Genomic DNA, 13,567 nt, shown 5'->3' with positions numbered 1-13,567 from the left:
AAAACTGCGAGAGGAATGTAACCATATGAACACTGCCGCCCGACGCGCTATTACGCTGGGGGTGGCGATTGTTGCCATGGTTGCAGTGATTGCCGCGATGCTGCTGGCCCCGCGATTCTTCACCGGAGAGCCCGAGGCTTTCTACACCCCGGCCAGCGCGCAGCTGGCCGATAAATCCCCAGTCGCCGTGCGGGACCTGGACCCCAACGCCGCGCAACCGGACCCCGGGATCCTCGCCGCGAAGCTGGATAGCATCCTGGCGGACAAGCCCGACCGGACGTCCTTCAACGCCCAGGTGGTCGACGTGGCCACGGGCACAGTCCTGTATGACAGGAACTCCGAAATAAATGGCACCCCGGCCTCCAGCCTGAAGGTAGTCACCGCCATCGCGGCCCTCGATGCCCTCGGCGGCGACACCCAGCTGTCCACCAGCGTGCTGCTCGATGGCGGCACATTGATCCTGCGCGGCGGGGGAGATGTGCTGCTGGGCGACGGGGAATCGGACCCGGCGCACCCCAAGGGCTATGCAGGACTGGCAACCCTGGCCAAGCAGACCGCCGAAGAACTTGAAAAGCGCGGCATCAGCGAGGTCAAGCTGTGGCTGGACGACTCGCTGTTCGGCGATGCGCACAGCAACCCCGCCTGGGACAAGTCGCTGTTCACCTCCAATAACATTGGCCAGGTCTACCCGATTGCGCACTACGCCGGGCGTGCCGGGGAAAGCACCAGCACCGCCTACCAGTCCGACCCGGCCGCGCAGGTCCGCAAGGTCTTCGCCCAAGCCCTGGGCGAGCGGGTCAAGGTGGATGAGGGTGGCCGCGGCCCCTATGCGGGGGGCGAGCAGATCACCGAGGTGAAGTCGGCACCGCTGCGCGATGTCATCAAGCACATGCTGCTGGTTTCGGATAACTACATTGCCGAATCCATGGGCCGCCTGGTGGCGCTGGACCGCCAGATGCCCGGGGAGCAGGCAGGGGCCGCCGTCGCTGCTGTGGCCCAGGCCCATGGGGCTGCTGGCCACACGCTCGTGGACACCAGCGGCCTGGCTGCCAGGAACCGGATTTCGCCCGCGGCGCTGACCGCGGTACTGCGCTCGGCCGCCACCAGCAAGAAGCCGGAATTGCGCGAGGTCGTCTACTCGCTGCCGGTCGCCGGCTACAACGGCACCTTGATGAACCGCCTGGGTGGTGCCGGAACACTTGGCCTGGTCCGCGCCAAGACCGGCTCGCTCACCGGCGTGGCCACGCTGACCGGCATGGCCATGACCGAAGACGGGCGCCTGCTCGCCTTCTCGATCTATGCCGATCAGCCCAACGGAACACTCGCACCCCACAAGCCAACCATTGACTCTGCTGTCACCGCCATCCGTGGCTGTGGCTGCCGGAGCTGAACGCCGCAGGAGCAGCAAATGAACCAGTTCGTCGATTGGAAGCTGGCGGCCAAGGCCGCGAAAACCCTGATGCCCGCCGGGCCGGGGATCCAGGCCCAGGATGCCGCGCGGATCATCGAGGAACTGCGCATCGCCGCCGGCGAAGGCCTGGTGGAGGCCGAGAAGGTTTCCAAGCTGGCTGCTTCCGCGCCCTCGCAGACCCTGGTGGTGGACCGGTCAGGCTGGGCCAAGGCCGTCAGCCAGAATTTCGCGGCCCTGCTCCCGGCAGCGCGCCAGGACGTCCCCGGGGTGGTCCCCTTGATTGCCGGCGCAGAACTTGGCGCGGTGCTCTCGGTGCTGGGCACCCGGGTGCTGGGCCAGTTCGACCCGTTCGTCGGCCCGCGCCTGCTGCTCAACGCCCCGACCATCACCCAGATCCGCGGCGAGCTGAATGTGAACGCCCGCGACTTCTACCTGTGGATCGCCACCCACGAGCAGACCCACCGCCTGCAATTCGAGCACGCTGCCTGGATTCCCGGGGTCATGAAGCAGACCCTGGCCGAGGCTTTCGAGCCGCTGGCCGGCACCACCCACTCCATGGGCGAACTGGGTGAACGCCTGAAGTCCATGAAGTCCGAGGTCAGCGAACTGACCAGCATCATGTCGGTGCTCGAAGGCCACGCCATGGTCGTGATGAACGATGTCACCTCGATCCGCAGCATCAAGACCATCCGCCGCCGCTTCGAAGCCCGTGGCGAGAACCGTTCGGCCCTGGCGATCCTGCTGGGCAAGCTGCTGGGATTGGATGCCAAGGCGCTGCAGTACAAACGCGGGGCAAAATTCGTGCGGCATATCGTCGACGCGATCGGCTACGAGGGCTTCAACGAAATCTTCACCGCCCGCGAGATGTTCCCGAGCGCCGGGGAACTCGATGACCCGGAACGCTGGCTGGCCCGCACCCGATGAGCCGCGCCCTTCACCTTGCCCGCGCCGCCATCAGTGCCAGCAGCGCGCCCGGGCTGAACCTGATCGGGGTTTCCGGCGGTGCCGACTCGCTAGCCCTGGCCATTGCCGCGGCGACGCTGCCCGCTTCCTTCGGCGCCGTGGTTATCGATCACGGCCTGCAGCCCGGCAGCGCCCAGGCGGCCGAACGCGCCGCCGGGCAATGCCGCGAGCTGGGATTGGACCCGGTGGCGGTGGTCCAGGTCGAGACCTCGGATGACGAGGCTTCGGCCCGCACGGCCAGGTACCAGGCCTTTGAAGCAGCCCTGCAGCAGTTCAACGCGCAGGCATTGATGCTCGCCCACACCCGCGACGACCAGGCCGAGCAGGTGCTGCTGGGGCTGCTGCGCGGATCGGGAACCCGCTCGCTGGCCGGCATCCCTGCCCGGCGCGGAGCCTACCGGCGCCCCCTGCTGGAACTGTCCCGGGCGCAAACCGAGGAAATCTGCCGGCAGGCGGGGCTTGGCTACTGGGAAGATCCGAGCAACGCGGACACCGGGTACAAGCGCAACCTCATCCGCCATAGGATCCTGCCCTTCTTGCGCGAGGAACTTGGCGAGCATGTTCCCGAAGCACTGGCGCGCACCGCCAGCCTGGCCGCCGCCGACGCCCAAGCCCTCGACGAATGGGCCCAAGCGGCCAAGGACGAGCACGGGTTGGCGATCCCGGACCTGGCCAAGCTGCCGGTGGCCATCAGCTCGCGAGTATTACGCCTGGCCGCCATGGAAGCCGGGGCCAGGAATGTGGGCCATGAGCGAACGGCGGCGCTGTGCGCGCTGGCCGGGCTCGGCGTCCCCAAGTCCAAATCAGCTGGTCCTGTGCAGCTGGATGGCAGGATCAGCGCCTTCCGGCGGCAATCGGTGATCGTTTTCACCACAACCGGCTAAACAACCTTCCGCTAAATGTGGCACTCTAGGTAAGTACCACACCTCTAGAATCAGGAGAATTCTCGTGGATTCCAATGCAGTCAAAGCCGATCTTGCGCACGTTCTGTACACCAAGGAAGAAATCCAGGCCCGCGTGGAAGAACTTGCCGCGCAGATCGACAAGGATTACGAAGGCCGCGACATCCTCGTGGTAGGTGTGCTCAAGGGCGCCGTGATGATCATGGCTGACCTGGTTCGCGCACTGAACTCCCACCTGACCATGGACTGGATGGCAGTGTCCTCCTACGGTTCGGGTACCCAGTCCTCCGGTGTGGTGCGCATCCTCAAGGACCTGGATTCCGACCTCATGGGCAAGCACGTGCTGATCGTCGAGGACATCATCGATTCCGGCCTGACCTTGTCCTGGCTGAAGTCCAACCTGGAATCCCGCGGCCCGGCCTCGGTGGAAATCTGCACCCTGCTGCGCAAGCCGGAAGCAGCCAAGGTGGAAATCGACGTCAAGTACGTCGGCATGGACATCCCGAACGAATTCGTGGTGGGCTACGGCCTGGACTTCGCGGAAAAGTACCGCAACCTTGATTGCGTGGGCACCTTGGCCCCGCATATTTACCAGTAGGGAACTTTTCTCGCCAATGGGGCGTTGAGAAATATCGAAGGTGGCGTGACCCGGACGCCAGAGCAGTGCGTGAGGGGGATGCGCCAGGCGCGGGGCCTGTCGGATCAATGAAAACGAAGAAGCTTTTTAACAGCTGGATCATTTGGGTCCTGGTCGGCGTTGTCGCCGTGGTGTTGTTCCTGCCGATGGTCTTCGGCAATAACTCGGCCAAGGTGGACACTTCCGTAGGCCTGCACCAGCTCACCAGCGGCAATGTCACCGAAGCGAAGATGTTCGACGGCGACCAGCGCGTGGATCTGAAGCTGCGCGACTCGCTGAAGGTCGATGGCGTGGACAAGGGCACCTCGGTGAGCTTCTACTACTCCACCGCCCGTGCCGAACTGGTGGTCGATGAGATCAACAAGGCCAACCTGGGCAAGTTCACCGACCAGCCGGTGGAAAGCAACTGGCTGCTGTCGATGCTCGGGATCATCATCCCGTTCCTGCTGATCGCCGGCATCTTCTGGTTCATCCTCGCCCGCTCCCAAGGCGGCGGCTCCAAGGTCATGCAGTTCGGCAAGTCCAAGGCGAAGCTGATCACCAAGGACATGCCGCAGGTGACCTTCAAGGATGTCGCCGGCGCCGACGAGGCCGTGGAGGAACTCCACGAAATCAAGGAATTCCTGCAGGAACCAGCCAAATTCCAGGCCCTGGGCGCGAAGATTCCCAAGGGCGTGCTGCTCTACGGCCCTCCGGGCACCGGCAAGACCCTGCTGGCCAAGGCCGTAGCCGGCGAGGCGGCGGTACCGTTCTACTCGATCTCCGGTTCGGACTTCGTGGAGATGTTCGTCGGCGTGGGCGCCTCGCGCGTGCGCGACTTGTTCGAGCAGGCAAAGACCAACTCCCCGGCGATCATCTTCGTCGACGAAATCGACGCCGTCGGCCGCCATCGCGGCGCCGGCATCGGCGGCGGCAACGATGAGCGCGAGCAGACCCTGAACCAGCTGCTGGTGGAGATGGACGGCTTCGACGCCACCACCAACGTCATCCTGATTGCCGCGACCAACCGCCCCGACGTGCTGGACCCGGCGCTGCTGCGCCCGGGCCGCTTCGACCGCCAGATCCCGGTGGAGGCACCGGATCTGAAGGGCCGCGAGCAGATCCTGGCCGTGCACGTGAAGGGCAAGCCGATGGATGCCACCGTGGACCTGAACGCCGTCGCGAAGAAGACCCCGGGCTACACCGGCGCCGACTTGGCCAACGTGCTCAACGAGGCCGCGCTGCTCACCGCCCGCTCCAACGCGAACCTGATCGACGACCGCGCCCTGGACGAGGCCATCGACCGCGTCATGGCCGGCCCGCAGAAGCGCACCCGCCTGATGGACGAGCACGAGCGCAAGGTCACCGCCTACCACGAGGGCGGCCACGCGCTGGTGGCCGCGGCCATGAACCAGACCGCACCGGTCACCAAGATCACCATCCTGCCGCGCGGCCGCGCGCTGGGCTACACCATGGTGGTTCCCGAATCCGACAAGTACTCGGTCACCCGCAACGAGCTGCTGGACCAGATGGCCTACGCCATGGGCGGGCGCGTCGCCGAGGAGATCGTCTTCCACGATCCGTCCACCGGCGCCAGCAACGACATCGAGAAGGCCACCGCCACCGCGCGCAAGATGGTCACCGAATACGGCATGAGCGAGAAGGTGGGCGCCGTGCGCCTGGCCGGCTCGGCTGCCGAGCAGGGCATGGGCACCGCCTCCCGCGACTTCTCCGACGAAATGGCCCACCTGGTGGACCAGGAAGTGCGCGAGCTGATCGAGCAGGCGCACAACGACGCCTACCAGGCGCTGATGGCCAACCGCCATGTGCTCGACCGCCTGGCCCTGGCGCTGCTGGAGCGCGAGACGCTGAACCAGAAGGAGATCGCCGAGATCTTCTCCGACCTGGTGAAGCGCGACAAGCGCGAAGTCTGGCTGAGCAACGAGGCCCGTCCGGTGCACCAAGAGGGCCCGATATTAAGCCCCAAGGAGCGCGCAGCTTCCTCGACCGACTAGGATCGAAGCGTGAGTGAACTACAAGAGATTGATCAGCCGCGGATCGCGGCAGCCGTGCGCGAGATCCTGGAAGCCATTGGCGAGGATCCCGACCGCGACGGCCTGGTAGACACCCCGAAGCGGGTGGCCAAGGCCTATGCGGAGTTCTTCGCCGGCTTGCACCAGAAAGCGGCAGACCACTTGTCCACCACCTTCGACATCGAGCACGATGAGATGGTGCTGGTCAAGGACATCCCGTTCTACTCGACCTGCGAGCACCACCTGGTGCCCTTCTACGGTTCGGCGCATATCGGCTACATCCCGGGCAAGGGCGGCAAGGTCACCGGCCTGTCCAAGCTGGCCCGGCTGGTCGAGGTGTACGCCCGCCGCCCGCAGGTCCAGGAGCGCCTGACCACCCAGATCGTCGATGCCCTCGTGGAGCACCTGAACCCCTCCGGTGCGATCGTCGTCGTTGAATGCGAGCACATGTGCATGTCCATGCGCGGGGTGCAGAAGCCCGGCGCGAAGACCGTGACCAGTGCGGTGCGCGGGCAGCTGCGGGAAACCGCCACCCGTGCCGAAGCCATGAGCCTGATCCTCGGAAAGTAGGAACCCCCATGTCGCTTGGAGCGATCCCGGGCACCGGCCCGAACACCAGCCCATTGCCGGTGATCCGCAAGTCCAGCAAGAAGACCATGGCCGACCTGCCAACCGGCCGCACCCTGGTCATGGGCATCCTGAACGTCACCGAGGACTCCTTCTCGGATGGCGGGAAGTACCTGTCCGCCGATGCCGCGATCGACCAGGGCCTGAAGCTGCTGTACTCGGGTGCCGACATCATCGACGTGGGCGGCGAATCCACCCGCCCGGGCGCCACGAACGTGGATCCTGCCCTGGAGCGCGAGCGCATCATCCCGGTCATCGAAGCCCTGGTGAAGGCCGGCGCGGTGATCTCCGTGGACACCATGCATGTCTCCACCGCCCGCGCGGCCATCGCCGCCGGCGCGCACCTCATCAACGACGTTTCCGGCCTGACCTATGAGCCGGGCATGCCGGAGCTGATCGCGGAAACCGGCGTCCCCTACGTATTGATGCACCGCCGCGGCACCGCGCAGGACATGGTCTCCGAGGCCAACTACCAGGACGTGGTCACCGAGGTCATCGGCGAATTGCGCATGCTGCGCGATGAATTCGTCGCCAAGGGCGTGGCCCCGGAGCAGATCATCATCGATCCGGGACTGGGCTTCGCCAAGGATGCGCAGCACAACTGGGCGCTGCTGGCCAACGTCCCTGCCATCGAGGAGCTGGGCCACCGGGTGCTGATCGGCACCAGCCGCAAGCGCTTCCTGGGCGAACTGCTGGCCGAAGGCTCCAAGAGCCGCGCGCCGATGGAACGCGATTCCGCGACCGCCGCGACCACCGTGCTGGGCGCCCGCGACAAGGTCTGGGCAGTGCGCGTGCACGATGTCACCGGCAACCGCGACGCCATTGAAGTCGTGCAGGCCTATGGATCGCATTAGCATCTACGGAATTTCGGCCACCGGCTACCATGGCGTTTTCGACCATGAGAAGCGCGACGGCCAGGAATTCATCATTGACGTGGTGCTGCACGTGGATATCTCACGTGCGGCAGCCAGCGACAATGTTCTTGACACGGTGCACTACGGCGAAGTCAGCGAGCTGGTAGTCCAGCAGATCCAGGCCGGCCCGTGGGACCTGATCGAGAAGCTGGGCAGCGAAATCGCCGAGGCGATCCTCGCCGCCTACCCGGGCGTGTTCACCATCGACGTGGTGGTGCACAAGCCGCAGGCTCCAATCCCGGTACCGTTCACCGATGTCACCATCTCGCTGACGCGGCACCAGAAGCAGCACACCGCGATCATCGCATTGGGCGCCAACCTGGGTGATCCGCAGGCTACCCTGGCCGCCGCGGTGCAGGACCTCGGCGCAGAAGTCGAGCTGCTCAAGGTTTCCCCGCTGGCCATCACCAAGCCGGTAGGCGGTCCGCCGGAACAGCCCGATTACACCAACCAGGTCGTCCAGGTGCGTACCCGGCTGGCCCCGCATGAGCTGCTGGATCTGTGCCAGTGGATAGAAGCCAAGCACCACCGCACCCGCGAGGTGCGCTGGGAAGCGCGCACCCTGGATCTGGACCTGATCGCCTACGACCAGCTGAACCTGGATGATGAGCGGCTGACCCTGCCTCATCCGCGCGCCGCGATCCGCGGCTTCGTGCTGGCCCCGTGGAGCTGGATGGATCCGGACGCGGTGCTGAACGGGCAACTGGTTTCCCGTTTGGCCGCCGAAGCTGCCGATACGAAGGACATCATACGGCTATGGCCAAGCTGAAGCTGCGCTGGCTGCTCTGGTGCGCCGGGCTCGGGGCCGTGGCCGGCTGGATCGCGTTGCGCCTGCTCACCGCGGCAGGCAGGTACGCGCCGGTGCTGGACTACTCCGCCCTGTACTCGCTGGGCGCAGTCTGCGCGGTGATCCTGTTCCTGGGGATCCGCGTGAAGCGCTCCACCTTGGGCAAATCGGACTTCGAGCCGATCGCCGCAGCTCGTACCCTGGTTCTGGCCCAGGCCTCGGCGTATGCTGGTGCGGTGATTGTCGGTTGGCATGTTCCGGCCATCATCACCCTCTGGGCGGCCACTGGGATCACCCCCACCCTGACCCGCGGCCTAGTGCTGACTGGTGCTGGTGTCCTCATGGTGATTATTGGGTATATTGTTCAGCAACTGTGCAAACTACCTCCAGAGGATACCGATGGCAACAGCGACTCCGTGGTCACCGAATAACTTCACCCCAGCCCACCGGGACTACGCCAAGGTCAAGTTCACCACTTGGGTGATCACCTGGGGCCTGTTCCTGCTGGCGGCCCTGGTCCCTGCCGTGCTGGCAGTCACCGGCGTCGGCGTCCCGCTGTGGCTGGTGATTTCCCCGGTCCTGCTGGTGCTGGCTATCGCGTTGCCGGCATTGCGCATCATCCGCCGCCAGGTCGCCGCACTGGGCTATCTCGAACGCGAAGAAGACTTCATCGTCCGCTCCGGGGTGATGTGGCGCAAGCAGGTGGTCATTCCCTACGGCCGCATGCAATACGTCGAGGTCAACAGCGGGCCGCTGGAGCGCCGCTATGGGCTATGCCAGCTAACGCTGAACACCGCCGGCAGCGCTGCCACCGCGCACGTCTACGGGTTGCCCGAGGGCGAAGGGCAGGCCCTGCGCGAACGGCTTGTGGCCGCCGGCGAAGAGAAAATGCTATGAGCCAGGCCGAAGAGCTGGCCACCGGAGACAGTGCCGAGCCATGGCAGCGGGTGCATCCAGCCAGCCCGTTCGTCCACGGCTGGCTGGCCATCATCGGCCTGGGCTACATCTACTGGCAGAACACCGACGACCTGTCCTGGGCGGAGCGCTTCTCCGGCACCAGGCTGATGTGGACCGTCGCGGGCGCCGGCATCGCACTGGCCGTGGTGCTCATCTTCTACTTCCTTTCCTGGTACTTCACCCGCTACAAGCTCACCAGCACCCACGTGTACGTGAATTCCGGGATGCTATTCCGCAGCCAGAAGCAGGCGCGCATCGACAAGGTGCAAGGCATAGACATTGCCCAGCCACTGGTAGCCCGGCTGCTGGGCCTCGCCGAACTGCGCTTTGACGTGGCCGATTCCTCCGAGTCGGTGCTGCGCCTTTCCTTCCTGCGCAAGGCCGATGCCCACGCGCTGCGCGTGGTCATCCTGGAGCGGGCCCGCGGCGAAGAACCTGCCGCTGCCCAAGAAAGCGGCTCCCACGACGCGGCGGATCGCGCGGCAGCCCAGCCGCAGGCCGCCGCGGACGCATTGCCGCTGATGGCCAACGTGCCCATTGGGCGCCTGATTGGCTCCATGTTCCTGCAATTGCCGGTGATGTTCGGGGTGCTCGCATGCCTGGCGATGCTGGTGCTTTGGCTTGCCGGGGTCGACGGAATCATCGCAGCCCTGGTCCCCGCGGCCTTGGCCTTCGGCAGCTTCTACTACAAGCAGCTGAACCAGGGCTGGAACTTCACCGCCAGCGCCTCGGACACCGGCATGCGCATCAGCTACGGGCTGGCTGACACCCGCCAGCACTCCATTCCTGCCGGCCGCGTCCAGGCCATTTCGGTGACGGCACCCTTCTTCTGGCGGATGCTGGGCTGGTACAAGGTGGAAGTCAACGTGCTGGGCACCAAGAGCGATGACGCGGATAACCTGCAAGTGCTCCCGGTGGGCGACTTCGAGTCGGTCGCCCGGATCATGGGGATCCTGCTGCCGGATCTTGGCGTCGCCAACCAGCGCGAGGTGCTGGCCACCGCGGTGAGCACCGGATGCGAACACGGTTTCACCGGCTCCCCGGAACGCGCCAAGCCGCTATCGCCCGGGGCATGGAAGCACCAGGCGTTCCTGGCCACCGGCACCACGGTGATTTCCCGGTATGGCTGGCTGGCCCGGCAGGCCAGCTTCGTGCCGCATAACCGGGTGCAGGGCATGAGCTGGGGCCAGGGACCATGGGAGCAAGGACGTAAACTGGCCGGTGTCCGCTTGCACTGTGCCGGCGGAAACATCATCGGATACCTGCATCAAATTGATGCGGACACCGCAGCAGAATTTATTCGGGCGCAAACCCGGCGCCTGGTTGAAAGGTAGAAGTGGACGCACCACGCTTGGGAATCGGCATCATCTCCGCCGGCAAGGTAGGCACCGTGCTTGGTGCGGCGCTGGCAGCCAGCGGACACCGGATCACCGGAATCCACGCCGTCTCGGAGGATTCGCGCGATCGCGCCGACGCCTTGCTGCCCGGCGTGGAACTGCTGGACCCAGCAGAAATCCTGCGCCGCAGCGAACTGGTGCTCTTTGCGGTACCCGACGACGTGCTCGGCGAACTGGTGTCCGGACTGGCAGCGGGCGGCCATATCGCCGCCGGGCAGTTGATCGCGCACACCGCCGGGCGGTACGGCACCTCGATCCTGCAACCGGCCTTGGATGCTGGCGCCTTTGGACTGGCAATCCACCCGGCCATGACCTTCACCGGCATGAGCATGGACCTCCAGCGCCTGACCGACTGCGTCTTCGCGGTCACCGCGGACGAGGCCATCCTCCCGGTAGCCCAGGCGCTGGTGGTGGAAATGCGCGGGGAGCCGGTGGTGATCGCCGAGCAGGATCGTGCCAGCTACCACGCGGCCCTGGCCCATGCGGCAAACCACCTGAACACCATCACGGCGCAATCGGCGGACATCCTGCGCCGGATCGGCGTGGAAGAACCATCCAATACCCTGCGCGCCCTGATGTACGCGAGCCTGGATAACGCCCTGCGTTCCGGCGCGGGCGCACTGACCGGCCCGGTAGCACGAGGCGATAGCGGAACGGTCACCGCGCACCTGCAGGCGCTGGCCGACGCCCCGGCGGAAACCAACAATTCCTATCGGAGCCTCTCGCGCGCTACCGCGCTGCGCGCCGCAGAACGCGGACTGATCTCCCAAGGCACGCTGGAAGAGCTTCTGCGAGTTCTAGAATAGAAGCGTGAAAACCCCGAAGATTGTAAAGACCCGTGCCGAGCTGAAGGCTGCTATTGCCGCAGCTAACCCGGGATCGCTGGGCTTCGTGCCCACTATGGGAGCCCTGCACCGCGGACATGCTTCGCTGTTCAAGGCCGCCCGCGAAGAAAACGAACTGGTAGTCATCTCCGTATTCGTCAATGAGCTGCAGTTCAACGATGCCAGCGACTACGCCAACTATCCGCGCCAGCTCGACGCTGATGTGCAGCTGGCCGCGGCCGCCGGCGTCGATCTTGTCTTTGCCCCGGACGCTTCCGAGATCTACCATGCCGGCCTTCCGCTGGTGAAGTTGAGCTCCGGCGCGCTGGGCGAAATGTATGAAGGCGCCTCGCGTCCAGGCCACTTCGATGGCATGCTGGCCGTAGTCGCCAAGCTGCTGCACTTGGCCGACCCGCGTCGGGGCGAATACCGCGCCTACTTCGGCCAGAAGGATGCCCAGCAGCTGATGCTGATCCGCCGCATGGTTGCCGACCTGGATTATCCGGTAGAACTGCGTGCGGTGCCGATCGTGCGCAGCCCGAAAGGCCTGGCGCTTTCCAGCCGCAATGCATTGCTCAGCGAGGAAGAGAAGGAAGCGGCCTTGGTGCTGCACCGTTCGATCCAGCTGGTTGCCGACCGTGCGGCACGCAATGAACCGCTGTACATCGAGGATGCCATCGGCATGTACCAGATGGCCCCGCTGGTGGAGCTGGACTACTTCGCCGTCGTTGACCCGGATACCCTGCAGGAACTGGCATTCAACTGCCAGGACACCCCCTTCACCGGCGAGGGCTTGATCCTTGTCGCGGCGAAGGTGGGCAACGTCCGTCTGATCGACAACCAGCCGATCTAGGCAAAGCGTCGAGCAGTCTGCCCGAGGACCTGGCGGAAGCCGCACAGCTCCTGCATGATTTCGGCGGCGGGCTGCTCGGCGCCAACGAACTGCACCGCCTCACCGGCATAGACCGGGGCTATGTCCGTCAGCGCTTCGGAGCGGGCCTGATCCATCTGCTCGCGCAGCGCATCGTTCGGCTCCCAGCTGGAAAGATCCGCGTGCTTGTCGCTGAACTCATTGCGCAGCGCCCGTCCGCCGAACTCGGGCGCCCATGGCAATTGCTGGGCGAGATCGAAGGCGCGGGTATAGATAGTGTCATCCAGGCCCGCATTGCGTGCTGCGCTCTTCATGTTCCCGTGCCCGCTGGACTCTGCTGCCGAGAGGAAACGGGTCCCGATCCAGGCAGCTTCCGCGCCAGCTGACAGCACCGCGGCGATACCTCGCGCAGTGCCGATGCCTCCGGCCGCCACCACAGGCTTCTGGTGCTGGGCGGTTGCCAGCTGCAGCAGCGGCAGAGTTCCGGCTTCATTGCGGCCATGTCCGCCACCTTCTGCGCCACGGGCAATGATGATGTCGATGTCATCAGCCATCGCGCGTTCCAGATCTGCCGCATTGCCTACCTGCATGGCGGTCAGAACTCCAGCCTCATGGGCTACCGCCGCGGCCCGGGTGACATCGCCGAAGCTCAAGGTCACCAACGAGGGCCCGAACTCCAAGAAGGCCTCTAGCGGGGAGAGATCCGTTTCCAGCGCCCAGGCCATGAAGCCGACGCCCCATGGAGTACTCAGGGATTCAACGAATTGCGTTTGCTGTTCAATCCAGTCAGCTGTGGGAGTTGCAGGCGAACCGATCATCCCTACACCTCCCGCGTGGGAAACAGCTGCAGCCAAGGCGCCGCCAGCCGCGCCAGCCATAGATGCATTGAAGATGGGTTCACGGTATCCAAGGAGTCTTTGCAGGTCGCTCATGAGCCCAGACTAGAACAGCGAAATGAATGTGACCTAGAACGCGGCCCTTCGATTTGTAAGTACCCAAGAACCTGTGTATAGTTTTTATCTGTTGCCGGAACGGAAACAACACGGAATCTACCGTTTGTTTACCCGGCAGCCAATCACTTTTCACTGAAGGTTTTCCGCCGATTTTGATCGGATCAGGAAGTCTGGTAAGTTGGAAAAGTTGCTCCGGAGCGAAGCAGTCATCGAAGGTTTGGTGGTTGTGGTGTCGAGAGTGTTTGTTGTTTGAGAACTCAATAGTGTGCCAAGTTTGTTGATACCGAATATTTTTATTTGGTGAATACATAA

At 64.7% G+C, this 13,567-nt stretch carries 14 protein-coding genes; 13 read left to right on the top strand and 1 reads right to left on the bottom strand.

Translation table 11 applies throughout. The features are described 5' to 3' along the window. The first annotated feature begins 25 nt into the window (after positions 1 to 25). From dacB to panC, 13 genes are all read left to right on the top strand, one after another. Entirely contained in the window at positions 26 to 1,390 is a 1,365-nt protein-coding gene (gene dacB / locus ACFVHU_RS12430; RefSeq protein ID WP_388024668.1) for a D-alanyl-D-alanine carboxypeptidase/D-alanyl-D-alanine-endopeptidase, read from the top strand. A gap of 18 nt (positions 1,391 to 1,408) precedes the next feature. Continuing rightward, positions 1,409 to 2,335 (top strand): zinc-dependent metalloprotease, encoded by a 927-nt coding sequence (locus ACFVHU_RS12425; RefSeq protein ID WP_105662169.1) that lies wholly within the window; start codon positions 1,409 to 1,411, stop codon positions 2,333 to 2,335. Further along, complete coding sequence (gene tilS, locus ACFVHU_RS12420) at positions 2,332 to 3,258, top strand: tRNA lysidine(34) synthetase TilS (protein WP_286172157.1); 927 nt, start codon at positions 2,332 to 2,334, stop codon at positions 3,256 to 3,258. Before ACFVHU_RS12425 ends, tilS begins: the two co-directional genes overlap by 4 nt. Positions 3,259 to 3,322: 64 nt before the next feature. Continuing rightward, positions 3,323 to 3,874 carry a hypoxanthine phosphoribosyltransferase gene (hpt, locus tag ACFVHU_RS12415; RefSeq protein ID WP_105658629.1) on the top strand — a complete coding sequence of 184 codons (552 nt, stop codon included), beginning with the start codon at positions 3,323 to 3,325 and terminating at the stop codon, positions 3,872 to 3,874. A gap of 107 nt (positions 3,875 to 3,981) precedes the next feature. Continuing rightward, on the top strand, positions 3,982 to 5,907 hold the full coding sequence (ftsH, locus tag ACFVHU_RS12410; RefSeq protein WP_105658628.1) for an ATP-dependent zinc metalloprotease FtsH: 1,926 nt from the start codon (positions 3,982 to 3,984) through the stop codon (positions 5,905 to 5,907). Positions 5,908 to 5,916: 9 nt separating this feature from the next. Then, positions 5,917 to 6,495, top strand: coding sequence for a GTP cyclohydrolase I FolE (folE, locus tag ACFVHU_RS12405; RefSeq protein WP_286134348.1), 579 nt, complete (start codon positions 5,917 to 5,919; stop codon positions 6,493 to 6,495). An 8-nt stretch (positions 6,496 to 6,503) separates the two neighbouring features. After that, complete coding sequence (gene folP / locus ACFVHU_RS12400; RefSeq protein WP_105658627.1) at positions 6,504 to 7,406, top strand: dihydropteroate synthase; 903 nt, start codon at positions 6,504 to 6,506, stop codon at positions 7,404 to 7,406. After that, complete coding sequence (gene folK / locus ACFVHU_RS12395; protein WP_166650737.1) at positions 7,393 to 8,235, top strand: 2-amino-4-hydroxy-6-hydroxymethyldihydropteridine diphosphokinase; 843 nt, start codon at positions 7,393 to 7,395, stop codon at positions 8,233 to 8,235. The genes folP and folK overlap by 14 nt, the downstream gene beginning before the upstream one ends. Beyond that, the gene (locus ACFVHU_RS12390) at positions 8,223 to 8,684 is read left to right on the top strand and encodes a DUF3180 domain-containing protein (protein WP_388024665.1); all 462 of its coding nucleotides are present in this window, start codon (positions 8,223 to 8,225) and stop codon (positions 8,682 to 8,684) included. The genes folK and ACFVHU_RS12390 overlap by 13 nt, the downstream gene beginning before the upstream one ends. Beyond that, entirely contained in the window at positions 8,653 to 9,150 is a 498-nt protein-coding gene (locus ACFVHU_RS12385; RefSeq protein ID WP_388024664.1) for a PH domain-containing protein, read from the top strand. Before ACFVHU_RS12390 ends, ACFVHU_RS12385 begins: the two co-directional genes overlap by 32 nt. After that, positions 9,147 to 10,544 carry a PH domain-containing protein gene (locus ACFVHU_RS12380; protein WP_181148927.1) on the top strand — a complete coding sequence of 466 codons (1,398 nt, stop codon included), beginning with the start codon at positions 9,147 to 9,149 and terminating at the stop codon, positions 10,542 to 10,544. The genes ACFVHU_RS12385 and ACFVHU_RS12380 overlap by 4 nt, the downstream gene beginning before the upstream one ends. Positions 10,545 to 10,546: 2 nt before the next feature. Continuing rightward, positions 10,547 to 11,413, top strand: a complete 867-nt coding sequence (locus tag ACFVHU_RS12375) for a DUF2520 domain-containing protein (RefSeq protein ID WP_332595340.1) — start codon at positions 10,547 to 10,549, stop codon at positions 11,411 to 11,413. 4 nt (positions 11,414 to 11,417) lie between these two features. Then, a complete protein-coding gene (gene panC, locus ACFVHU_RS12370; protein ID WP_388024662.1) occupies positions 11,418 to 12,284 on the top strand; it encodes a pantoate--beta-alanine ligase in 867 nt (288 codons plus the stop codon). On the opposite strand, the gene ACFVHU_RS12365 is transcribed toward panC, so the two are convergent. Beyond that, positions 12,281 to 13,234 carry a nitronate monooxygenase family protein gene (locus ACFVHU_RS12365; RefSeq protein WP_133833718.1) on the bottom strand — a complete coding sequence of 318 codons (954 nt, stop codon included), beginning with the start codon at positions 13,232 to 13,234 and terminating at the stop codon, positions 12,281 to 12,283. The genes panC and ACFVHU_RS12365 overlap by 4 nt on opposite strands. Positions 13,235 to 13,567: the final 333 nt, after the last annotated feature.

The sequence above is a fragment of the Glutamicibacter sp. NPDC127525 genome, assembly GCF_042672105.1.
Classification (GTDB): domain Bacteria; phylum Actinomycetota; class Actinomycetes; order Actinomycetales; family Micrococcaceae; genus Glutamicibacter.
This window is presented reverse-complemented; position numbering and strand designations above follow the sequence as displayed.

Excerpts from the sequence above, each read along its gene's own strand:
- dacB (WP_388024668.1), top strand. The coding sequence starts at position 26 with ATGAACACTGCCGCCCGACGCGCTATTACGCTGGGGGTGGCGATTGTT.
- ACFVHU_RS12425 (WP_105662169.1), top strand. The coding sequence starts at position 1,409 with ATGAACCAGTTCGTCGATTGGAAGCTGGCGGCCAAGGCCGCGAAAACC.
- tilS (WP_286172157.1), top strand. The coding sequence starts at position 2,332 with ATGAGCCGCGCCCTTCACCTTGCCCGCGCCGCCATCAGTGCCAGCAGC.
- ftsH (WP_105658628.1), top strand. The coding sequence starts at position 3,982 with ATGAAAACGAAGAAGCTTTTTAACAGCTGGATCATTTGGGTCCTGGTC.
- folP (WP_105658627.1), top strand. The coding sequence starts at position 6,504 with ATGTCGCTTGGAGCGATCCCGGGCACCGGCCCGAACACCAGCCCATTG.
- folK (WP_166650737.1), top strand. The coding sequence starts at position 7,393 with ATGGATCGCATTAGCATCTACGGAATTTCGGCCACCGGCTACCATGGC.
- ACFVHU_RS12390 (WP_388024665.1), top strand. The coding sequence starts at position 8,223 with ATGGCCAAGCTGAAGCTGCGCTGGCTGCTCTGGTGCGCCGGGCTCGGG.
- ACFVHU_RS12385 (WP_388024664.1), top strand. The coding sequence starts at position 8,653 with ATGGCAACAGCGACTCCGTGGTCACCGAATAACTTCACCCCAGCCCAC.
- ACFVHU_RS12380 (WP_181148927.1), top strand. The coding sequence starts at position 9,147 with ATGAGCCAGGCCGAAGAGCTGGCCACCGGAGACAGTGCCGAGCCATGG.
- ACFVHU_RS12365 (WP_133833718.1), bottom strand. The coding sequence starts at position 13,234 with ATGAGCGACCTGCAAAGACTCCTTGGATACCGTGAACCCATCTTCAAT.